The 23,518-nt window shown below is 43.0% G+C and carries 15 protein-coding genes; 4 read left to right on the forward strand and 11 right to left on the reverse strand.

Translation table 11 applies throughout. From position 1 onward, the window contains the following. Window positions 1–155: 155 nt before the first annotated feature. The 4 genes from QZU58_RS05455 to malQ all read right to left on the reverse strand — a co-directional run bounded on the left by QZU58_RS05455 (window position 156) and on the right by malQ (window position 9,394). Window positions 156–1,862, reverse strand: coding sequence for an IS1634 family transposase (locus tag QZU58_RS05455; protein ID WP_294495589.1), 1,707 nt, complete (start codon window positions 1,860–1,862; stop codon window positions 156–158). A 349-nt stretch (window positions 1,863–2,211) separates the two neighbouring features. Continuing rightward, entirely contained in the window at window positions 2,212–4,503 is a 2,292-nt protein-coding gene (glgX, locus tag QZU58_RS05460; RefSeq protein ID WP_294495591.1) for a glycogen debranching protein GlgX, read from the reverse strand. A gap of 8 nt (window positions 4,504–4,511) precedes the next feature. Next, a complete protein-coding gene (glgB, locus tag QZU58_RS05465) occupies window positions 4,512–6,698 on the reverse strand; it encodes a 1,4-alpha-glucan branching protein GlgB (RefSeq protein ID WP_294495593.1) in 2,187 nt (728 codons plus the stop codon). Window positions 6,699–7,195: 497 nt separating this feature from the next. Then, on the reverse strand, window positions 7,196–9,394 hold the full coding sequence (gene malQ, locus QZU58_RS05470; RefSeq protein ID WP_294460566.1) for a 4-alpha-glucanotransferase: 2,199 nt from the start codon (window positions 9,392–9,394) through the stop codon (window positions 7,196–7,198). A gap of 1,335 nt (window positions 9,395–10,729) precedes the next feature. Between malQ and gap the strand changes: the two genes are divergently transcribed. After that, window positions 10,730–11,743 (forward strand): type I glyceraldehyde-3-phosphate dehydrogenase, encoded by a 1,014-nt coding sequence (gene gap, locus QZU58_RS05475; RefSeq protein ID WP_031579027.1) that lies wholly within the window; start codon window positions 10,730–10,732, stop codon window positions 11,741–11,743. A gap of 485 nt (window positions 11,744–12,228) precedes the next feature. On the opposite strand, the gene QZU58_RS05480 is transcribed toward gap, so the two are convergent. The 3 genes from QZU58_RS05480 to bioD form a co-directional block, all read right to left on the reverse strand. Further along, window positions 12,229–14,127, reverse strand: a complete 1,899-nt coding sequence (locus QZU58_RS05480; protein WP_294495595.1) for a vWA domain-containing protein — start codon at window positions 14,125–14,127, stop codon at window positions 12,229–12,231. Between the two features lie 438 nt (window positions 14,128–14,565). Beyond that, window positions 14,566–15,459 (reverse strand): protease HtpX, encoded by an 894-nt coding sequence (gene htpX / locus QZU58_RS05485; RefSeq protein WP_294460557.1) that lies wholly within the window; start codon window positions 15,457–15,459, stop codon window positions 14,566–14,568. Window positions 15,460–15,634: 175 nt separating this feature from the next. Beyond that, complete coding sequence (gene bioD / locus QZU58_RS05490; protein WP_294460555.1) at window positions 15,635–16,315, reverse strand: dethiobiotin synthase; 681 nt, start codon at window positions 16,313–16,315, stop codon at window positions 15,635–15,637. Between the two features lie 273 nt (window positions 16,316–16,588). Here bioD and QZU58_RS05495 point away from each other — a divergent pair, with 273 nt between their 5' ends. Beyond that, window positions 16,589–17,458, forward strand: a complete 870-nt coding sequence (locus tag QZU58_RS05495) for a hypothetical protein (RefSeq protein ID WP_294495597.1) — start codon at window positions 16,589–16,591, stop codon at window positions 17,456–17,458. 106 nt (window positions 17,459–17,564) lie between these two features. Then, entirely contained in the window at window positions 17,565–18,200 is a 636-nt protein-coding gene (locus QZU58_RS05500; RefSeq protein WP_363174819.1) for a flavin reductase, read from the forward strand. 132 nt (window positions 18,201–18,332) lie between these two features. Here QZU58_RS05500 and QZU58_RS05510 read toward each other — a convergent pair whose 3' ends face one another. The 4 genes from QZU58_RS05510 to QZU58_RS05525 form a co-directional block, all read right to left on the reverse strand. Then, complete coding sequence (locus QZU58_RS05510; protein WP_294495599.1) at window positions 18,333–19,739, reverse strand: hypothetical protein; 1,407 nt, start codon at window positions 19,737–19,739, stop codon at window positions 18,333–18,335. Between the two features lie 425 nt (window positions 19,740–20,164). Beyond that, entirely contained in the window at window positions 20,165–20,299 is a 135-nt protein-coding gene (locus tag QZU58_RS05515) for a hypothetical protein (RefSeq protein ID WP_294495601.1), read from the reverse strand. 12 nt (window positions 20,300–20,311) lie between these two features. Next, complete coding sequence (gene tyrA, locus QZU58_RS05520; protein ID WP_294495603.1) at window positions 20,312–21,436, reverse strand: bifunctional chorismate mutase/prephenate dehydrogenase; 1,125 nt, start codon at window positions 21,434–21,436, stop codon at window positions 20,312–20,314. A 4-nt stretch (window positions 21,437–21,440) separates the two neighbouring features. Beyond that, complete coding sequence (locus QZU58_RS05525) at window positions 21,441–22,271, reverse strand: VacJ family lipoprotein (protein WP_294462766.1); 831 nt, start codon at window positions 22,269–22,271, stop codon at window positions 21,441–21,443. Window positions 22,272–22,783: 512 nt separating this feature from the next. On the opposite strand from QZU58_RS05525, the gene QZU58_RS05530 reads away from it, so the two are divergent. Further along, entirely contained in the window at window positions 22,784–23,398 is a 615-nt protein-coding gene (locus QZU58_RS05530; protein WP_294495605.1) for a hypothetical protein, read from the forward strand. Window positions 23,399–23,518: the final 120 nt, after the last annotated feature.

Raw genomic sequence — 23,518 nt, forward strand, 5'->3', positions numbered from 1 at the left:
TTGAGCTTCATGTTGAGGATAAAGCTTTGATTGTCCTGATAGAGCTTATGTATATTTTTGACTGAACCATATCCCTTGTCTGCGACCAGAACTTTTTTACCCGAGTTTGATACTTAATCGGTGACACCCCCTGTATTTAAGCCAAAAACGAGCTTTTAAGGTGTTGTGTACATCGATTTTAGTATTTTTGAATGATATCGTTTTAAATCTTCAATCCTCACATATCTGGAATCAAAATTGATGCCAAGGATTTTATCCAGCTCATCCACAACAGACTCTCTTCTGTTCAATGAATATATGTCCTTGGACAATTCTGTTGCCATGGCAGAATTTAATCCGTCAATTATTTTCCTGCCGGAGTATTGATGTTTCAATCTGAGCTCAAGCATTCTGAGCATGGTGAGAGAAATGAAACAGGTAAGGAAATGAGCTTCTATATGTTCCCTTGTACGTACAAAAACAGGTCTGCCTTTCAGGTCTGTTTTTGTAATTCTGAAAGATTCTTCTATACGCCATAACCCTCGGTATTTGGAAATAACTTCAGAAAGGGACAATTGGGTCTCCGATGTGACTATGAGATAATATCCATCTAAAGCTTCATCTTCTGATATTTTTTCCTGATTAAGCTCTGTTTGCGTGGTTACCGTTTTACTTTTCAGTCCCGTAATCTTATCTACTGAAAACTCATCAATGTATTTTTTCATTCCGGTGTGGCAGCTTTGTTTGAATTTAGTCGGATTGGCTGCAAGAACAGCTATTTTATCAAGAAGATTATCACGGGTGTTTTTCTCCTTTACCTGATATTTCTCTGACCAGATGCATACAACTTTTTGGCGATGAAGATGCTTCGTTCCGTCAGGATACGGGACTGTTATTTCTCTTATAAATTCCTTGAATTTGAAATCATGCTGAGAATTGAAATGCCATCCTTCATCTGACAGTACTTGAGACTTGAGCTGTTTACTTGCACCGCGTATCTTCTGACTGACAATATAACCGTTGTTGCTGCTGAGGATATATCCAAGATTTGCTCCGCTGTTTAACCCCTTATCTGCGGTAATAATTACTTTCTCTGAAGCGTACCGATGCTTTACATCATCGAAAGACGGTTTTAATGTACTGCAATCTGCCGTATTGCCGTCATACAGGTAGAAATCAACGGGTAATCCCTGATTATCAATGAATAACCCCATCTGAACAATTGGATTTGGACGATGTTCTTTACTGCATCCCTTCTTACGAAAATCATCGGCTTCATCAATTTCAAAAAAATAGTTTGTTACATCATAGTAAATAATTTCAGTATTGCGATTGTACTTCTCACACAATTGATTGTGCATCCGTTCAACGATTTCATTCTTGTATTCATGAAACAACGTCAGTGATTTGTACAGGTGTTCTATTTTGATTTCATAATCTTCCATGAAAAAATCGAAACCTTTTTCCAAGGATGCTTTCTTTGAATTTGGTTTCAACACCCGCATAAAACAAAGGAATTTGAGACAGTCATCAATACTGTACTCAATATCCGTCTGTGATTGGATTTCTTCACAGACTTTATCCAGTCCAAGTTCCTGATACATCTTATCAAGATAAAAGTAGCCGTAGTTTCTTAACGTATTCCTGTCAGAAATCTTCTCAGCAAGATTGATGGTTAACTTAATGAAAGCTTCTTTTTTATTCTGCTCATTTCTATATTTTTCAATAAGTTTGTTAACCGCATCTGGATCGTTCTTTGTCAGTTCTGATTCTGTCCCAAGATATTCAACTGTTCTCTGCTTAACTTTGCCGTTTTCACGATAGCCTTCAACCAGAACAATGCTTACCTGTCCATTTGCTCTTTTAATCCTGCGAACAAACATTTTTGGACTCCTTAATATCAAAAGACAACCTCAAGAATATTATACCATATACATTACGTATACACAACATAATTATTTAAAGAAAAACCTCTTTTTTCAAGAGGTCTGTGATGGTTTAGTATCAAACTCGGGAAAAAAATAAAACTTAAGACCAAAAAACTTGTAAAAACAAAGTCTTCAAAATTCATAATTCAACAGAAGAAAAATATAAGGCATCCACGGTATAATCCGGGGATGCCTTATAAGTCTTGGAAACGACGCAATAAACAGAGTTCCCCCCTGTCCTGACGTGAAAGCGGAGACCTGCACTGTCCCCGCTCTCAATTATCACAAGCGTTTCAGGGCAGAATTACTTTTTAACGTTTGCCCGTGTCAGAGTAGACAGAATTCCCTTTGGCAGGACGTTACCGAGTTCCCTGTAATGACTGGAAACGGTCTGTGCCACGCTTTCAATCATTCTGCGGCTTACGGATACGCCATGGACGTGAAGATGCTCTTCTTCACTCGCATTAATGGCTGCGCCCGATGACCTGTAGGCCCCGGAAACAAGTTCCCTGTCAACCTGCTTCAGAAGCTTCATGCAGAGTGAGCAACATACCGGAATCAGTCCCTTTCTGTCGCCGTAGCGATCAGGAATGCCGTTTTCCTCGGCAGTATCCATAACCGCACTCCATGCCATATCTTCATCCGGCTCAGGCAGGTGGAAGCAGATATCATAACGACTTGCGTTAAAGAGTATTATGTATCTTTCCCCGCCCTCGCGGTGTTCACCGATATCAAGCATGAAGGCCTGAGATACAGGAGAAGCCCAGTCTGAATCCTCAAGAGGCTGACCGCTCGGATGATACCAGTCAACGTCATGCTTAACGCCCTTCTGAATTCTGAAGTTGTCACCGTCAAGCTGAAGATCCGTAAACACTTTAGAGCTTGTGCGGATATGCGTCAACAGGCTGACGAAATCGCGGAAATTCTGCTGAGCCTGATTCAGATCCCAGTGAACATAGCTTATTTCATTATCCTGACAATAAGCGTTGTTGTTTCCACCCTGGGTTCTGCCGATTTCATCACCGGCCACAAAATGAGGAATCCCCTGAGACAGAAGCAGCGTCGCCATCATGTTACGCTTAACCTGATTACGTCTTCTGAGAATTGTAGGATTCTTTGTCGGACCTTCCTCACCCCAGTTATACGAAACATTGTTTCCGGAACCGTCACGGTTATGCTCACCGTTGGCCTCATTGTGTCTGTCGTTATAGGAAACCACATCCTCAAGAGTAAAACCGTCATGATAGCTCACGAAGTTCACAGATGTGTTTATCGAGCGAATGTTCTTCGGATAAAGATCCCTTGAACCAAGAAGCCTTGTGGCCAATTCGCCCATCTTTCCCTGATCACCGCGCCAGAAGGATCTTACGGTGTCACGGTATCTGTCATTCTGTTCGCTCCACTGTGAAGGGAACTGACCGACACGGTAACCGAAGCCGCCGACATCCCAAGGTTCACCGATAAGTATGGCCTGGCTGATAATCGGATCGGCATGGCACGCCTTAAAGAAGGTACCGTGCGTTTCGAATGAATTGAACACGTACGGAGTGGTTTCTCGGGCAACGGTTACGGCCAGGTCGAATCTGAAGCCGTCCACCTGCATCTCCGTAAGCCAGTAGCGCATTGAATCGAGAATAATGTGCAGTCCCGGTTCGCTTGAGGAATTGAAGCTGTTGCCGCATCCCGTCACGTTGGTGGTGGCAAGATAGTTTACGCTCTTGTCTTCATTGAATTCGTATACGTAGTAGTTTCTGCTGTCAAATCCCCTGAAGGAAATGTTCGGACCGCCATAACCGCCTTCGGCAGTATGGTTGTACACCACATCCATGATAACACCGATGCCCGCACGGTGAAGTTCCCTCACCATTGTCTTGAACTCGTTTACGGCATCACTTCTGGCGTATCCCGGTTCGGGAGCGAAGAAGCACATCGGGTTATAGCCCCAGTAGTTTGACAGTCCCATGTCGATAAGACGTGATTCACTCATCTTGGCAAACACCGGCATCAGCTGTACCGCAGTTATGCCGAGTTCCTTCAGATACTTAATCACGGACGGCTGGCACAGACCGAGAAATGTACCGCGGTATTCCTCCGGAATGTCAGCACGAAGCTTTGTAAAGCCCTTTACGTGGGTTTCATAAAGAATTGTTCCGGACTTGGTTAATCCCGGCTTCTTTACTCCCTGCCAGTCAAATGATGTGTCGTCAACAACAACTGACTTGCTTATCATCTTACCCGAATCGTTCAGGTAGAGTTCGTAATTCCAGTCAATCGGTCTGTTAATCTTTTTGGCATACGGGTCAATAAGAATCTTTGTTGCATCAAATGACAGTCCGTTCTTCGGCTCGTTCCTGCCGTCAACGCTGTATGCGTAAAGCTGACCCGGCTTTACGTTTGCAACGAAGCCGAACCATAAACCGTCATGCTTTTCCGGTAAATCGTAACGTACGATTTCCTTTTCATCTTCAGTGTAAAGAATCAGAGTCACTTTGGTGGCTTCTGGAGCCCAAACACTGAAATTACAGCCCCCATCACGGACAGAGGCCCCTAATGGGGCCTCTTTTCCGGACATGAGCACGAAATGCTCATTAGTCATATTTTATTTTAATCTCCTATACGCTTAATAAAGACAGTAGCTAAAGGAGGAAGATTCAGTACGATAGAATGATACTGGCCGTGCCATGAAACATCAGAGGCCTCAAATTCAATGCCGCCCAGATCATAATCACTACCCCAATAGTACTTGCTGTCCGTATTCAGGATAACCTTGTACTTGCCTGCAGTCGGAACACCGAGGCGATACTGCTCGTGGGTTGTAGGAGTGAAGTTACTTACCACGATTACAGGATTTTCACCGTTGGCATCTCTGCGCATCATGGCAAAAATACTGTTCTGGTAATCGCTGTGATCCAACCACATGAAACCGCTCTTGTCGTAATCGGCATTGTACAGGGCAGGTTCAGACTTATACATTGCGTTCAGATCCTGAATAAGCTTCTTCTGTCCCTTATGCTTATCGAACTGGAGCAGCCACCACTGAAGCTGGCTGTCATGGTTCCATTCTGCAGTCTGTGCAAATTCCGTACCCATGAAGTTAAGCTTCTTACCAGGATGCGCATACATGTAGCCCATGTAGGCTCTCAGGTTTGCAGCCTGCTGCCATTCGTCACCAGGCATCTTGTACAGCATTGAAAGCTTGCCGTGTACAACTTCGTCGTGAGAAATAGACAGAATGAAGTTTTCATCATAGGCATAAATCATGGAGAAGGTCATTTCACTGTGATGATACTTACGGTAGATAGGATCCTTCTTCATGTATTCAAGAGTATCGTGCATCCAACCCATGTTCCACTTGAAGCCGAAGCCGAGACCACCGGTGTAGGTAGGACGTGAAACACCAGCGAAAGCTGTTGATTCTTCAGCAATGGTCATGCACTGAGGATAATTCTTGTAAACTTCTTCGTTAAACCATCTTAAGAGACTGATGGCTTCGTAGTTGTGGTTACCGCCGTCAACGTTAGGTACCCATTCACCGGCCTTACGTGAGTAGTCCCAGTAAAGCATTGAAGCTACGGCGTCTACACGGAGACCGTCAACATGGTAGTAGTCGAGCCATACAAGGGCACTTGCAACCAGGAACTGACGAACGGTGTCACGACCAAAGTCGTAAATGTATGAATTCCAGTCAGGATGCCAACCACGACGAGGGTCTTCGTATTCGTATAAAGGAGTACCGTCGAAACGGGCGAGACCGTGTGAATCTGAAGGGAAGTGAGCAGGTACCCAGTCGAGAATTACACCGATGCCGTTCTGGTGACACTGATCGATGAAGTACTTAAAGTCATCGGCAGTACCGAATCTGCTGGTTGGAGAGAACAGACCAACCGGCTGATAACCCCAGGAACCGGAGAACGGATGTTCCATGATAGGAAGAAGTTCGATATGGGTGTACCCCATTTCCTTTACGTAAGGAATCAGTTGTTCAGCCATTTCACGATAGCTCAGACTGTCACCGTTTTCGTGACGGCGCCATGAAGCAAAATGAAGCTCGTAGATACTGATTGCCTGCTTGAGCTTGTCATTCTTCTGACTTTCAATCCAAGCGGCATCGTTCCACTTGTAACGTTTCTGATCGTATACAACTGAAGCGAATGAAGGATACTGTTCGGCATAGAAGCCTACAGGGTCAGACTTGTGCGGTAAACGATTGCCGAACGGGTCCTTAAGTTCGTACTTATAGCGTTCACCTTCGCCGAGACCAGGAACGAACAGAACCCATTCACCCATTAAGCTTCTCTGCATAGGATGGCGGCGACCGTCCCAGAAGTTAAAGTCACCGATTACGCTTACGTTACTTGCTGACGGAGCATAAACTGCAAAACGAACACCCTTAATCTTAACGCCTTCAACTTCAATCTCCACCAGCTGGGCCCCCATGGTACGATACAGGTTTGCGGCATCATTACGCATGGTAGACAGACCTTCGTAAGCTTCGTTACGGAACTGGTACGGATCGATTACCTGAATCTTTGAATCTTGGTATTCAACGTCAAACAGGTAGTTGAATTCCTTGTCGGCCTTAGGGAAGTTAAGCTCAAAAAGACCTTCCTCTTCAACCTTTGCCATGGAACCGAGTTTCTTCTTGCCGTCGATTGACTTCACGTCAACACTGATTGCACCAGGCAACCAGGTACGGAGAATGTAACCGCCCTGACCTTCAGGATTCTTTTGCAAACCAAAAGTCTCAAAAGGTCTTGCCAAACTGGCATTATTCAAATCATCAATAAGCATTAGTGTTCCTTAGTTTTTATAGCAGTAACTGCTTTATTGTTTTATAAATCAGATTCTAATTGCGTCTTAACTGCAGACCTGTAGAGTACACACGACTTAACTAAAACGTTCGGCCCGTTTTTGTTCCTAAGAACTGATATTAGACATCGGAGATGCCTGCCGTACGTTCTGAAGCATCCAACACTTAAGTTTTTCGCATAAAACGGAAAGGATGCCCGTGCCTGCAATATTAATAAACTGTCTATGATTATTGCATTTTTTGGATTAAAACATGCTGTAAATTGTGCAATATTGTCGGATAGATCATTTAATTTACAACTTTTATTTCAGTAAAAATAAATGAAAACGATTTAGATAAAAATTAAGCACTTTAACCGTAAGGTTCGAGAGAAAAAATGATGACGGATGTAATAAGAATACCGATAACAAAGACAGACATAAAAACGGGAGTGCATACACACTCCCGTTTTCGTTAAAACTTAAGTCAGTTCCAGAAATTACATTCTGTTGCTGGCCTTGAGTCTTGCCTCAGTCATCTTCTTCAGGAGAGACTTGATCTCGCGATTGTTGAATACTTCGCTTAAGTTCTTGGCAATCTTACGTCTCCAGTTAGGATATTCGGTAGAAGTACCAGGAACATTTACAGGCTTGTCCATACCTAACCAGTCTTCAATCTGAGTACTGAATAAGGCACAGTTGCCGAGACACATGTGAATCTGCATGCCGTCACGAAGTTCCTTGCTCATTGGGCAGTTGTGAGCATCTCTTGAAACCTTGTCAGAGATTACGCCGTGCCAGTGTAAGCTGTCAAGAATGCGTTGCTGGTCTTCAGTACGTGCATTACCGATTGACTGTACTGCTGCATCGTCATATAAACCAAGTTCTCTGCCGAGAGTAAGGTCACTGTGACTCCACCAGCCTTCAATGGTAGGCATGTCATGGGTAGACAGTGCACTCATAGCCTGTTCAACGTAATCCTTAGGAGAAATGAAGCCACCGTCGGTTTCACTCTTTTCCCAGAAGAAAATCTTGTATGAATGAATACCGGCATCACGGAGAATTGCCTTCATTTCGTATGGAACGGTACCTAAGTCTTCACCAATGATGAGACACTTGTTACGCTGTGATTCAAGCGCAAGAATACCTACAAGATCATGTACACGGTAGTAAACATATACACCCTGCTTAGCTGAAGCTGCAGGTGGAACCCACCACAGACGGAGTAATGACATTGCGTGGTCAATACGTAATGAACCGCAGTGCTGCATGTTTGATCTGAAGAGATCAATGATTGGCTGATAACGGTTTTCTACCAGCTTCTTAGGATCCATTGGAGGTAAGCCCCAGTTCTGTCCTAAAGGTCCTAACGGATCTGGCGGAGCACCTACGGAAGCCTTAACACAGTAGAGACTGCCGTTAGCCCAGATTTCTTCTGAACCTTCTGATACGCCTACTGCGAGGTCACGATAGATACCTACAGCCATCTTGCTGTCCTTTGCAGCCTGATGAGCAGCTTCAAGCTGTTCGTCAGCGAGGAACTGGAGGTACATGTAGAATTCAACGTCGATTTCATGTAAGTTAGCCCATTCCTTGGCGATTGGGTCACTGTACTTTCTGAAACCGTCTCTCCATACCGGCCAACCCCAGGCATTTTCGCCGTTTGAATAGAAGTGAGCCATGATGGCATCGTATAAAGCCATAGCCTTGAGAGATTCACCGCCGTTTTCCTTGAACTTGGCGTAAGCCTTACCTCTGATGGTACGGTTATCGAACAGAGCCTTCTGTTCGTCAAAAAGCTTACGGAGAACTTCAAGCTTAAGCTTCATTACATTGGTGTAATCTACATAGTCAACACTGCGCAGAGCATTCAGCTTCTTCTGGAAGTCAGAAGAGCGAACAAGCTTCTGGGCATCTTCGTTGTTCTTGAATTCGAAGGTATTTTCAGGATTGATGTAAATTACGTTCAGCCATCTGCGTGATGAAGGACTGTACGGACTTGCTGATTCAGGGTTTGAAGGGTAAGCTGCATGAATAGGATTTACGCCGACGAAACCTGCACCATTTTCAGCAAGATTGATAATAAGATCCTTAAGATCACCGAAATCACCGATACCCCAGTTCTTTTCAGATCTGAGAGCGTAGAGCTGCACGCTTGGACCCCATACTTTATTGCCGTTTAAAATTTCTTCAGGCTTGTAGCAGGCACGAGGACAAATGATTAAGCGCATTGGCTCAAAGGTTCTTTCACAGGTCTTGAAGGTGATATCATGATAACCTAACGGTAATGCAACGATTAAGTTAGTTCTGTATTCGATGTATTCAACACCCTTAACGACACGTGAATAAGCACGGGTATTCTTGTCAATGTAGAACTTACCCTGACACTTGGTGCCATCTTCCTGAACTACGTAATACTCGATCTCGTTATTTGATTCATTATCCGTAAGTCTTACGGTGATTTCAATTGCCTTGTTTTCGGTAGTAACAAATACAGGTTCGGTACCGCTTACGAATAAAGCGTCCTGTTCCTGATTGTACTGTTCAGCAAGAGCTTCCTGATCATCGACATTGTAACCCAATGCCTTAAGACACTGAAGTTTGCATTCATCAGAGATGATTACTTTCTGACCACTAGCATCGATGTATTCACCAGCGATACCGCGAGCATAAGCAATTTGTTCAATTAGATTAGCCATATAATGTTCCCAACTTAAATAGGTTATCATTTGTTAATGTCAATATTTTATCAGAAAAGAAAAAAATTGTTAGTTAAATTTTGATATTTACTTTCAAATTTTCAAAAAATTACATAATTATATACTATATATTTATTATCAATATACATATTATTCTTTGTAATTCAATAAATTTGAATAATTAACAATCAATTACATAAAAAACTTTTTAATAATGATTTAGAAATAAAACATTAAAATAACCTTGTTTTATATAGTTTTCAAAATACCAAACTCATTCAAAATTCAGGAAATTTAATTTTTTACAAAATTCAGACACAAGCAGAATTTTATTTTGAAACTTTTGAGTATTATCACATTATTAGCGTCTTTTTACGTAATTTTACCAAAATTTATACGCATCCATAATCTGCGTACAAGTATAAAAAATAGCGTTACACATTAATTTTTATCAATTTACAAATCCTTAACAATATAAAAATACATCAATTATTTAATATCCATTACCTGCTTTTACTGTCCATAAAATGTAAACTGTTACCCCAGCCTTCAACAGATTCACCATTAGTTAAACAATCAAGAATCAACAGTATCCTTCTGCAAACTTAAGTTATTCACTAATAAACACATTTAATCCCTCATTAATATTGGAATGGAGATGCAACAATGAAGATTAAAACCACGTTATCATCATTGTTCAATGAACGGAGTCTAAACCATATATTCCTCCAACTCCTGTATTGGCCCAGACTGTTACGACATAGTCAGTTATACTGCCCGGACATAAAATCAGGTATAGTCATAGACGGATGTACCATAAAACTTTATTTATGGTCTTCATCAGTATGAATATTCAATCTTAACAGCACAGTACAATGACTCTACTCACCAATCTAATACCGCATGCTTTTTCCTTTCAGCACCTAATTACAAATCCTGTCATTGTCCTACTGTCATTTCCCCATATGAAGATTTGAGAATTATTTACATAAAATGCCTTGTATCCGGGAATCTGTACATATTTTGATTGATGTTATTTATTATTACATCACGTTCAGTGTCTGTTTTACCGTAAAACACTATGTTTTAATCCGATTTGCTCATCAACTATTAATGATAATTAGTATGGTATCTGCAGTATTACCATTTTATTTTTTAGACAACACTCACATACATAGCAAAAGTATGAAAAAAGTTGTCTAAAATTCAGAATTAATCTATAATACTGACAACTTAAGCGGTAAGCTTTTTTTCAGTCTTTGATAATGTTTACGTGCTTTCACCGTATACATTGTCAGGATTATTTCATTAAACACATTTTAGGTATTAAATAATATGACTATCAAAGTTGGTATTAACGGTTTTGGCCGTATCGGTCGTTTCGTTTTCCGCGCTGCTCAGACTCGTGATGACATCGAAATTGTTGCAATCAACGATCTTTGCCCAGTTGACTACTTAGCTTACATGTTAAAGTACGACACTATGCACGGTGCTTTCAATGGTACTATCGAAGCTGACGTAGAAAACAATCTCCTTATCGTTAACGGTAAGAAGGTTCGCGTTACTGCTGAAAAGGACCCTAACAACTTAAAGTGGGACGAAGTTGGTGCTGAATACGTTGTTGAATCAACTGGTATCTTCTTAACTAAGGAAAAGGCTCAGGCTCACATCAACGCTGGTGCTAAGTACGTTGTTATGTCTGCTCCTTCAAAGGACGACACCCCAATGTTCGTATGTGGCGTAAACTTCGACAAGTACGTAAAGGGTACTCAGTTCGTATCTAACGCTTCATGTACTACTAACTGTTTAGCTCCTATCGCTAAGGTTTTAAACGACAAGTGGGGCATCAAGGATGGTTTAATGACCACCGTTCACTCTACCACTGCTACTCAGAAGACTGTTGACGGTCCATCATTAAAGGACTGGAGAGGCGGTCGTGCTGCTGCTGGTAACATCATCCCTTCATCTACCGGTGCTGCTAAGGCTGTAGGTAAGGTTATCCCTGAACTCAACGGTAAGTTAACCGGTATGTCAATGCGTGTTCCTACCCTTGACGTTTCTGTAGTTGACTTAACTGTTAACCTCGCTAAGCCAGCTAAGTACGACGAAATCGTTGCTGCTATGAAGGCTGCTTCTGAAGGCGAATTAAAGGGCGTTTTAGGTTTCACTGATGAAGCTGTTGTATCTTCAGACTTCTTAGGCGACACCCGTACCTCTATTTTCGACGCTAAGGCTGGTATCGCTTTAACTGATACTTTCGTTAAGGTTGTATCTTGGTACGACAACGAAATCGGTTACTCAAACAAGGTTCTCGAATTAATCGCTCACATGAAGAAGGTTAACGGTTAATTTTAACTTTAGTTTGTAACTAAGTTATCGTGAAAAAGGGAGTTTTTAAAACTCCCTTTTTTATTATCTGAAATTCCTGCCATAAGACATTCAATAGCGGCAACTTTCCCCACCCTACTCTATTTAACTTATCTCTTGCTTAAGAAATATCATCTGATGAAAGTTTATTGCATTTCTCATGTATGATATACACACCTCTTACATCTTATTCATATTTACTCAAATTACGTCTCTTAAAGATAAAAGTCTCTGACGAAGCTTTTCTCAATTTTTCGTTCCGTTTTACATCACGGCCCTTGCATCATAATACAATACTGTTCTGAGTGAATCTTCGCGTATGCATAACTTTGCCAGCTACGAATAAGTTATTGCCATAAGACTAAAGATATCGTTCAGAATCACCGCATTCCATGCACTGAATAATTTTTTACAGAGACAAAAAAAAGACAGGTCAGGAGAACTCTCCCGACCTGCTTCCTAATTTACTAACAGTAGCTGAATACCTTATGTGCAAGAAGTTCAGTCAGTGCCGCCGGAAGTTCTGAGGCATTACCGATATCAACACTCTCCTCAAACAGTGTCCTTAACCTGTCACCGTTAGGTGCAACCCTAAGTGCATATACTTCAATGTTGTTGCCTTTTGCCTTATTAAGCATCTCCGTTGCAAAGTCGTAATTATCCGGCTCTCCGTCGGTGATAACTATAATGATATTGCGGTGGTATTTATCGACGCTCGGCATGTTGCTCATTGAATAAAGAAGAGCCTGAGCAAGAGGAGTACATCCTCTCGGCATTAAATCAAAATATGTAGCCCTCTCAACAAGTGACTGCCCGCTGCGATAGACCTCCTCATATTCACAGCAGTTTCCGGGAAAATAGATAACACGGTTATCAACATTTCTGACATTCTCAAGTGACATGGCAAGCGACAACGCCAGATGATTTGCCACCTGAGACCTGGTAACCTTGCTGTCAGGTCTGCATGGTCTGCTCATTGAACCGGAAATATCCACAAGAAGATGCACTGTGGTATTTAAAGCGCGGCGCGGACTCTTCTTTTTGAACACATCATCACTGAGCTTTCCCCCGTATGTATATTGATAGCGTCTCACGTCAAGACATCTTCCTGATGAGGCTGCGCCGTAATTCCACTCCTCATAGCCCTTAACAAGATGGCTAATATCCGCACGGAGTGTATTGTCATTAAGAACTTTCCTGTAAAGTGACAAATCCTTGGCCGGTGCTGAGTTTCTGGAAACAAGAGAACCTATATCCACTGCTCCTTTAGACTTAGCTGAACAGTTTTCAATAATGGTGGCAAGATCCGGATGTCTGCGGTCACACTGAGAGTTTTCAGAAAAACTGAACGGTTCCTTCATTCTGCCGATAATCTTTTCAAACTCACGGATCATTTTTTGTCTTCTTCTGGATCCGTTACCATCCTCATCACCGGTTCCGAACTCTGAAAGAAATTCTCCGTATTCACCGAGACTCTGTTCAACGTGAGATTTAGGCTCCGTTGAGGTGATTGCTTCGCCTCCATTTGCGCCAGAGCTACCCTCACTGCCGTTAAATACTGAGTCAAAGAGATCAGTCTGAAACGGTGCACCGGTCTTCCCTTGAGTTTTTAAAGGTTCAGAGCATTCTATCGAATCAGAGATTCTTCCTCCGGTCCATGACGACTCAGAAAACATGCCTGTATTACCAGCTTTTTCGGAAGACTCCTTATCTGCCTCCTTCTGACGCATGTATTCGTCATTGGCGAGCTCAAAGCAATTCATGAATATATTAAGTATTTCACGACTAAGTTCAAGAACCTCTGCAGAATCACGGCAGTTTACCGATCCTGCGGCCTTTTCCTCAATTGCATCAATCACGGTCTCCGGTATTATCTTCTTAAGTCTGGTTCTCGCAGCCTTGAGGCTGTTACCGGAATTCTGATTCAGACAGCGGACTCTGTTTGAACAGTCAAGAAACGCTGTTATGAGACTTGCCCTGTTTTTGCAGTTCTTAAGATAACGGCATACGGATTCATCCAACTTTCCTACTATGTTATTAAAGGTTTTTCTTAACCCGGGCCAGTTGGCAATCTGCAGATTCTCTATGCGCGTATCTTCCAGGGCGTTGAAAATTCTCGGAAGAATCCCTGCCTTGTCATAAGATTTACCGAAGACATCAAAATCACTGTATCTTACGTGACCGCATTCGTGTGCCACATAGCCGAATGCCAGATCCATTTCCTCCGGATTGTTGAAATTGAGTCGCGGTATCGTAATGTTTTTGCCGTCGGTGTACGCGGCGGCACCGTACATGTAAAGATTGATACCAAAATTACTTGCGTAATTGCCCATGATTAGCGGCAGTGCGCCATGATTTATCTGCATGTTCATTATCCTTCCAACTAAATTACAACTTCTTCGAACTTTTATATGGATTTCAGTCTTCAAACTAATTTTCAATACAGGGAAGGAAATCTCATTTCCTTCGCTTTTTATATATTACATCTATTTTTTATATTTACAATACTAATACTATAATTTTTATTCCTTATGTACAAATAATAGACATTTAACACTTCATGAATTAATATCCTACAGAAAATCGTATTTTAAATAATGGCAGGTTCATAGTATTCAGAACACCGTAAAACAGCCATATCGTAAATAACCGCAATAAACATACGTTAACGGTGACTAGCGTATATGCAATTCGAAACGCTCTACAAACCTGATGTCAGCTCTCTCATTATCGTTCAGCATACAGAAAGCCCCGGTCCGCATCATACGAACCGGGGCCTCAAAATGCCTTATAAAGCGTTACTATTACTTGGCTCTTGCCTGAAGAGCGGCAATGCGCTTTTCAAGAGGAGGATGAGACATGAAAAGTTCCCCAAAATCACGAGCGTTAATGCAGAGAGCCTTAACCACGCGACTCTTTTTGGTTACAGGTGAACTGTCACCCTTTAGTGCTTCCAATGCGGAAATCATGCTTTCCTTACCAAGCACGTCAGCTGAGCCGGCATCAGCCCTGTACTCTCTGTATCTGGAAAACCACATCACAACGGCAGTGCCTAGAAAACCGAACAGAGTCTGCATCACGTAAAACATTGTGTTGCTTGCCATTGACGTGCTTACACGACTTCTGTTTCCATCCTTGCCGGCCATTACGGCTGTAAGAACAGATGCCAGAATACTAGAAAGCACCAGAACGAAGGTATTAACCACCCCCTGCACCAGAGTAAAAGTTACCATATCTCCGTTATCCACGTGTGAAAGCTCATGCCCCAAAACCGCTTCAATCTGCTTTTTGTTCATAGAACGGAGAAGACCGGTGGATACGGCAACAAGAGCTGAGTTCCTGTTCCAACCGGTGGCAAAGGCATTCATTTCATTTGCATCATAGATGCCCACGTCAGGCATCTTGAGTCCCTTTTTGTCGGCTATGTTTCTGATAGTGTCGACAAGCCACTGTTCACCGTCGTTTGAAGGATTGTTTATGAGCTGAACATGCATCTGATTCATTACGAAACTCTTGGACATGAACAGGCTTATGAGTGAACCGCCGATGCCCATTACCGACATGGTGCCGACGCACATGACAAGATCCTCCGAACTCAACGGATAACCGAGAGCCGAACAGATTATGTTAAGGGCAACGGTTCCGACTATGAGAACGGCAATAACTGTCAGAAAATAGAAAAACAATCTGATTACCATCTATCCTCCGGGATAATAATTTCAATATCTGAAAAATATAACAATTCCTTACGGTTTAATTCTGACTGGTTCAGTTATAAATGAACAGACAGAATATCTTAAACCGGTAAGGGATAAAATCTACAGTTTCGCATTATAACCAATTTATAACGTAAATTATTGCGTGTTCATTACATTATTTGCAGAAGCCAAGTGCCGACAGATCGAGAGTGTCATGAGCCTTCATGAAATCTCCGTCCTCCCGATAACTGACCTCACCGATGAACGGACACGGCATTATTCTTTTAAGAGTATTAAGGTTCTCCTCATAAAAAGGCATCTTCTGCGGCGTGGTCGTATTTGCGATAAAGCCGACAGGATTGAATCCCTCCTTCTTAAGAAGAGTAGCAGTCATCATGGCATGATTAAGGCAGCCAAGCTTCATGCCGACAACGATTATTATCTCCATCCCCTTAAGTGCCGGCCACTCAGGCAGAAGTACTGTGTCACTGACAGGAAGATACCAGCCTCCGGCCCCCTCGGTGATTACCACATCGGCACCTGAAGCTTCCGCCTTAGCCAGATCCCTGTCCAGACTCCCGAAATCAATGGGATTATTCTCATGAACGGCGGCAATGTGTGGAGCAATGGCCTCCTGATAGGCAAATGTCGTGATGTCCTCAGGCCTTAAATCTAGTCCTGATGCCCTTATGTGACTTTCCAGATCGGCATTTCGGCCGTTCTCAAACCCCGCAACAACAGGCTTGTACGGTCTCACTTTAAGTCCTGCCTCCTTAAGTCTGCGCATAAGCACGCACGCACAGAAAGTCTTACCTGCATCCGTATCCGTTCCAGTTATGAAAAACCTTCTTGCCATGATTATCCTCCGATGTGTCATCATGCATTCCAATGATTTCTGCAATGATAATTCCGTCGGGGCAAAAATTAAAGTACGTTCTGCCATAACAGACTATCTTCCGTTCGTAATCCGAACCACGCTACCGACAGAAATAACCAAAACAGTGCATCTAACTTACAGATCACAACAAAAAACAAATTTTAGGCAATGGTCTTTATGTTTTGAGTCCTTTTCACTTATCATAGATAAAGTGGCTGACCGCCTAAATATTTTTTCACCCGAAGGTATCATATGCTCGGTATTATTGTAAGGATTCCAAAACAGCAGAAATACGGCATAATCATCAGCTATGATGACAACCGTTATTACTTTTCAGCAGAGGATTGTGACCCAAGGCTGAAGCTGTCCATTTCCGATGACGTGGAATTCACACCCCTTACAGACACCGAAAACAGACGCCGAAGCTTTTTCCGCAAATTTGCGGCAGTCTCCGACATCGTAAAGTATCAGATACCGAACGAGCGCAACGGTTTTTATTTAAGCAGTTTCACGGATACACGAAAACTCAAGGTTACCGAAGTCTCCAAAAGTTATGTTCTCGTCGGAGAAAGTCCCAACAAGGAACATGCTCTGGATCTTATGATTGAAACAGCGGTAAAAGCCGGATGTACCGCACTCACCGACATCAAGGTCAAGGCTCACGTTCCCAAATTTAACAATAATATCAGCTTTATCATCGAGGGCGTTCCAGCCCGCGGTGAAAAGGTTGACCGTGACAGGATTAAGGAACAGGAAAACCGTGAACGTAAGAGAATCATGACCCCAAAAACAGACGACACTCAGTCCCGGAATGAAGCTGAATCCACCCGACAGGAAAAAACCATAATAGTCGAACCGGACAGGATACGCATTCCGCCTGAAATGATTAGAACGCATTCACCAAACAGGAGCAAGAGACTGTTCCAACGAATGGTGATATCCATTATCATGCTTCTCATGCTGCCTCTTATCGGTACGCTGGCTCAGGCCTTCAGCAACATATACGAATCACTGTTCTCAATTCTGCTGATACTGCTTGCGGAAATCGGGCTTGTGGTTATCTACTACAGTATCAATCCCCGCAAGTCATGCTGTTTCTTCAGAATAAGACAAGGAGTGTAGCCGACATGTTGAAATCTGAGTGGTAGACAGGCTGATCTGACAGACAGAGAAAAATCGAATAATATAAACAGAATCAGAATAATATATTTATATGGAGTAGGAAATAATGAACGGGAATATCTTAAAGAACATAAGTCACGGTGTTTACGTAATAGGCGTAATCGATGAGAACGGCAGACAGTGTGGATGCATTGTTGACGCCCTGTTGCAGGCCACTGTAACACCTCTCGGCATCGAAGTATGTACCAACAAGAAGTCATATACCACCCAATGTATCAGAAATGCCAGGGAATTCACCGTTTCAATCCTTCCGGAAAATGCCTCTCCTGAACTCATTGCAAACTTCGGCTACCAGAGTGCCGCAACCGCAAACAAGTGGGAAAATACCGAACATGAACTGCTTGACGGCATTCCCGTCATCAAAAACTCTCTCGGAGCCTTCAAGGTAAGAGTATTCCATGAACTGGAACTTTCCACCCACATGCTATGGAGCTGTGAGGTTGTGGATACCATGGACGGAGTTTCAGCTGAAGAACCGATGACATACAGATACTACCAGAACAACGTTGCGGCATCCACAAGCAGCTCTGCTTCCTCTAAGGCGTCACCGGCTGAAAAGGAGACCTATACCTGCGGAGTCTGCGGTTATCACTATGACGGCGATATTCCTTTTGAGGAACTGCCTGATGACTGGGTATGTCCGCAATGCGGAATGAGCAAGGAATGCTTCGTAAAAGATTAACATCCGTATTCTGAAAATATCCGTAAAGATAATACCATAAGCGGAATTACCGCAGAGACACAAAAAAACCGACGGCACGCCGTCGGTTTCCTTTTTGCTTATACAGCCATTCAGAATGAAAGCCGATGTCTTTTAGAACATCTGAACAAGCTTGCCGTTTGCGTAGATTTCAAATGAATCCTTGCTGGTTACGGTGGTGGAATATACACCGTCCTTTAAGGTAACGTAACCCTGAGCGACAAAACCGTCAACGGCTTCCTTTATTGAAGGATCCTGTTCAAACAGTCTCTGGGCAACCTTTTCTGATACAGAGTAGTTGATTACAAGATCGTGTTTCTGCAGCAGGTAATCCATGTCAGGAGTCTTAAGAGAGGCATCAAGCACTGTATCACCGTCGGTTGTCTTAACATCTGACTTAACTGCAAGGTTTATACTCTGATTTTCAAACAGTTTGTCGGTATTCATGTTCACGAGCAGGTCTTCGAGATTTGACTTCTTTAAATCACTGAGGGAGATTCTGAAGTCAGCCTTAGCAATGCTAACCTTATCTACAGAGGCTGCAGAAGTCTTTTCTTCGGCGGCAACGGTATTTTCGGCAGCAACATCTACACTTGCGGCAGGAGCCTTTTCTTCAGCGTTCACGGTGTTTTCAGCTGCTGCTTCAACGCTTTCTGCTGATTCCGTTGCGGTTTTGGCATTTTCAGTAATTGGAGTTTCGAGATTAAAATCTGAAACGCTGGCAACTATGGAGAAAACATTGTCATCTTCACCACTGCCGTTGTTTATGATTGAGAACTGACCTTCAGCTGAACCAACACTTAACTTTGAGTCATCTGACATCTGACCGGTAATTTTTCCGATCTTCCAGCCTGAAATACTTGGAATGGTGAATACGAGTTGCTGAATGTTTACATTGAAATCAGCCATTTCCATGTTGAAATCATCAGAGGCACACTTGATGGAATCGACGTGTGACTTCTGAACGATAGGATCTGCCTTCTTAATCATGTAATCCATGATCTTTGAAGCTTCACGTGAAAGCTGGCTATTGGTGAAATCAATGTTTGAGGTAATCTTACCGATGTCACAGGTTATTGAGTCATCAATGAGTGCAACCTTGAAAGGATCGTTCTCAAAATGAACGGTACCGTTCTCTGATGGATAGCTGAAATCAACATAACCCCTGTTTTCAGGCTTATTCTTGATAATAACGCTGTCATTCAGAACCTTGATACTTTCGTAGTCATAGTTGATGTTGAAATCTGAATGAAAACCGTCCAGCGCGAATTTGGTATCAATGGTAAATTCATATTCCTTGATAACCGCATAAGGATCTTTTGACTTAACCGTGATTTTGTCCTTGCGGGTATCAAAGCTTTTTTCAAGATTCTCGTATGAAATATTTGGGTTCTTGGCCAAATGTTCAAGCTTCTTCTCAAAAAGATTCTGACCGAGCATCCTGCTGGCTACAAAACCGCCCGCACCTGCAGTACCCACGGCAACTGCTGTTACCAAGGCAACTTTCGCAAAAGTATTCATCAAATATATCCTTATATTCTTATAGTAAATTCATAACGAAAAATAATTTTTCGTATCAGTTTTATTGAAATCATCTGTTTATTCTGCATCAGCAGCCTGAGGACACTACTGCATTCAGGCATTCCGAAACAGGAATTTTTCAGCCTGAACGGACAATTGATACAAAACCGACTAATTTTAAAAAAAATTAACAGACATGTCCACGAATTTCTGTTGCAATGATGCGGGTTACGGGCGGTTTTCCGTTCCCGGAATCAAAGCTCAGGATATAAACGTATTTTCAGTCGGCAGAATAACGATTCGGAACCACCGTTAAGTGCATTAATCAGTGCATGTCTGAACATGCCAAAACACGGCAGACACAGTGGAACGAGAGAGGATTACATCGGAAATTCCGGGTTACGTTTTCCGAAAAAGGAGAGGCATTAAGGATTGGAGAGAATGTCTGATTCTGACGGGAACACACTCCCGTCATGAATCAGGAACTGACTGCAGAAGAAAATCAGATCAGCAGTCAGGGCGGATCCGCAGTCGGTTCCGAACTTACGGAAAGCCCCCACCTGTTCAGCCGATCAGACCTTTGCGTCGTGCATCTTGGCAATAAGGTTCTTGCTTTCGGACATAAAGTAGTCGGCCAGAGGCCCGAAGAATTCCTTGGTCATTCTGAACTGTTCAATGAAGGCATCTCGGTCCCCCTGCTTCAGCAGTCTGATGGCTCCCTCAATCTCTTCGGCATAACGCTCAATGATGTCAAGATTACGCTTATTGGAAAGTATGATGTCGGCATAAAGCACAGGATCCTGAGCAAACAGACGCCCTACCATCATGAGTTCCATGCGGTAAATAGGAGAGCTCAATTCCATGAGAACGTTCAGATCCGGATTTTCCCTGGCGAGGAACACACCGTAGCTGAAGGTGGTAAAGTGTCTCAAGGCCTGAATGTAGCTCATGGCATCATCGTGCTCGGATGCACTGAACTTTTTGATGCGGGCTCCCCAAAGGCTCATCTGTTCAAGTACCCATGAGCACTTCTCAGGATAACGTCCGTCAACGGAAATGATTACCTGCTTTGCCATATTGGAAATATCCGGTCCGAACATCGGATGAAGCCCGATTACTGGGCCTTCATGAACTTCCATCATCTGACGTACGGGACTGGTCTTTACGGATGTAAAATCGGCAAGCACGCAGTCGGGACTTAAAAGCCCCTTAAGTCTGCCGATAACTTCGGCTGTACAGTCAATCGGCACGCATACAACAACAAGTCCTGCACCGGACATAATCTCCGGCGCACGATCCCAGTCACGGTGTCCCATCACCTCAACTGTATAACCAGAACTCCGGAACAGGCGCGTAAAAATACGACCGATGCCGCCACGTCCGCCTATAATGACAATCTTTTTTACTGATTCGTTAAGACACTTGAATCCGACGTCATTTTCAGCACCGTATGATTCTCTCATCACACGTCTCAGAACGTCTTCGGCAAGGTCCGGATTAAGCCCCAGATTTTCAGCCTGTGCACGACGCTTTTCAATTAGGCTCAGTTCTCTCTCGGGAACATATACAGGAGTCCCCTCCCTGCTTTTGATAACGCCTACCTGCTTAACCAGTTCAAGACGTTTGCGTAAAACCTTCAGTAACTCACTGTCATTCTCATCAATCTGAGCTCTTACCTGATCTAATGTTAAGTTCATAAAATTATTCGTCTATCTCATCCATATACTGTTCAAGGTTCTCGTCATTCTCATCAACTGAGGAGGTGGCATCGGTACCTGAAACAAGACCTTCCTGATACATTAAATAAAAATCTCTTGCCTGGCTGTACGGGTCAAGTGAATTGCGCAACACCTCATCCTGATCCAGTGTAGCGGCTCTGCTGTCCACGGCATTAAAGCCCCAGAGAATGCCGTCAACCCATAAAGGAAAATACGTAAACGGGAAATACAGAGTATCCACGGCACTGCCGATGTAGCTTCTGTAGGTACCGATTCCGAGTCCGGGAATAACCACGTATGCTCCCTGATCGACACCCCACTTACCGAGGACGGTATCCATTGACATGCGCTTTCTTTCCAGACCCATGTATTTTGCGACATCAATACATCCCAAAAGGCCTACCGTAGAGTTGATGCCGAAACGGAGAGCACTTGTTCCGCTGTCGAGAGGTCTTGCAACCAGCAGATTGTTCACCGTGTTGTTTACCTCACGCAGATTCTGATGGGCATTAGACAAACAGACACGGATGACTTCAGGTACGTAGTCCACGTATGCCACGGACACCGGTCTTAAGAGATTCTTGTCCAGGTAGTCATAATTGACAGTCCAGCCGATTCTGCGGTTCGGGGTTTCATATACGTCCAGTGCATCCCCGGGAAGATACGTATACCCGTAGGTATAATCCTTATCCACATTAACCACGTTGCGCGGAGACATAATCCCCACTGATGACCTTGAAGCCCAGGCTCCCTCTGAAAGACAGAATGCGGCAATTCCAACCGCCACGGCAAAGGTATTTTTAAACAAACTCATAAAAAGGCCTCTGAGTTTAATGACACTCCTTTCATTATACTTTATTTTTGGGACTTTTAATAAATACGGCCGTCTTTAGGCTCTGAAAAATATGATAATGCATTCACGGGGTACAGAAAAATGCATAATTTTTCTGTACCCAGGGCCGGAACAGCCTAATTCAGAATCAGAAATTTCTTCCGTCTGACATTTCTGATGTTCACCGCATTCTGATAAAACATTTATAAACTTTTTTCGGGCAAATGACCGCTTACTATTTTCGATTATTAATTCATAACCAAAAAACAAAGAAATGTGATAATAATCAATAAAATTTTCATGGAAAAACATAAAAATTTGTGTTACATTCCAAAATCAAAGGGATAAAAAACTGGAGTTTTTCCCCTTTACGGACATTTCTCACTTCTTTTGTGAGATTTTTCGTACATGATTTCTAAACCCCAAGGATAGGGATTCTGAAATCAAATTATTATAACGGGATATTAGTCTTCATATTTTTAAGGATTAAGTTTATGAAGAGATTACAAAACATACTCACGGCCCTAATTGTAGGCTGTGCATTCTTTCTGGCATCTTCCTCAGTCGGCGCAGCCGATTCCGAAGACAACGTAATTACTGATCGTTACGGCAATGCCATCGGTTCATTTCAGACAAACAGCGACGGTTCCACCGTCTATAAAGACAGCTTCGGCCGTGAAATATCCACTTCACAGCATGATGCTGACGGTGCTCTGATTTTTACCCAGTCCGGAGCTGACAACGACAAGTACGCCGCAAACGCATCCGACACTTCAGGATACAGTGAAAAGAATACCGTTTACCGTGACAGATACGGCAGCAAGGTTGGCACCTCAAAAACCGATTCAAAAGGTCACACCGTAATGAGGAACCGCTACGGTCAGAAGATCGGCACATCCGATACCGACAAGACCGGCAAGACCACCTACCGTGACAAATACGGCAGAAAAATCGGAACATCAACCGAAAACTCCAACGGTCAAACCGTAATCAGAGACAGATACGGCAAAAAGATCGGTACTTCAACCACTGACGACAGAACCGGTAAGACCACCTACCGCGACAAATACGGCAGAAAAATCGGGCAGTCAGAAACCAAAACAAAATAGTTTTATTTCCAAAAACTCAAAGCGCCGTAACACATGACGGCAGTGACTATTATCCTAAAAGGCGAAGGCGGGCACGGAATAATCCGTGTCCGCCTTCTCTTTTATCATTTTCCTGCAACC

The sequence above is a fragment of the uncultured Ruminobacter sp. genome (assembly GCA_902764345.1).
In the GTDB taxonomy this organism is placed as follows: Bacteria; Pseudomonadota; Gammaproteobacteria; order Enterobacterales; family Succinivibrionaceae; genus Ruminobacter.

Excerpts from the sequence above, each read along its gene's own strand:
- QZU58_RS05455 (WP_294495589.1), bottom strand. The coding sequence starts at position 1,862 with ATGTTTGTTCGCAGGATTAAAAGAGCAAATGGACAGGTAAGCATTGTT.
- glgX (WP_294495591.1), bottom strand. The coding sequence starts at position 4,503 with ATGACTAATGAGCATTTCGTGCTCATGTCCGGAAAAGAGGCCCCATTA.
- glgB (WP_294495593.1), bottom strand. The coding sequence starts at position 6,698 with ATGCTTATTGATGATTTGAATAATGCCAGTTTGGCAAGACCTTTTGAG.
- malQ (WP_294460566.1), bottom strand. The coding sequence starts at position 9,394 with ATGGCTAATCTAATTGAACAAATTGCTTATGCTCGCGGTATCGCTGGT.
- gap (WP_031579027.1), top strand. The coding sequence starts at position 10,730 with ATGACTATCAAAGTTGGTATTAACGGTTTTGGCCGTATCGGTCGTTTC.
- QZU58_RS05480 (WP_294495595.1), bottom strand. The coding sequence starts at position 14,127 with ATGCAGATAAATCATGGCGCACTGCCGCTAATCATGGGCAATTACGCA.
- htpX (WP_294460557.1), bottom strand. The coding sequence starts at position 15,459 with ATGGTAATCAGATTGTTTTTCTATTTTCTGACAGTTATTGCCGTTCTC.
- bioD (WP_294460555.1), bottom strand. The coding sequence starts at position 16,315 with ATGGCAAGAAGGTTTTTCATAACTGGAACGGATACGGATGCAGGTAAG.
- QZU58_RS05495 (WP_294495597.1), top strand. The coding sequence starts at position 16,589 with ATGCTCGGTATTATTGTAAGGATTCCAAAACAGCAGAAATACGGCATA.
- QZU58_RS05500 (WP_363174819.1), top strand. The coding sequence starts at position 17,565 with ATGAACGGGAATATCTTAAAGAACATAAGTCACGGTGTTTACGTAATA.
- QZU58_RS05510 (WP_294495599.1), bottom strand. The coding sequence starts at position 19,739 with ATGAATACTTTTGCGAAAGTTGCCTTGGTAACAGCAGTTGCCGTGGGT.
- tyrA (WP_294495603.1), bottom strand. The coding sequence starts at position 21,436 with ATGAACTTAACATTAGATCAGGTAAGAGCTCAGATTGATGAGAATGAC.
- QZU58_RS05525 (WP_294462766.1), bottom strand. The coding sequence starts at position 22,271 with ATGAGTTTGTTTAAAAATACCTTTGCCGTGGCGGTTGGAATTGCCGCA.
- QZU58_RS05530 (WP_294495605.1), top strand. The coding sequence starts at position 22,784 with ATGAAGAGATTACAAAACATACTCACGGCCCTAATTGTAGGCTGTGCA.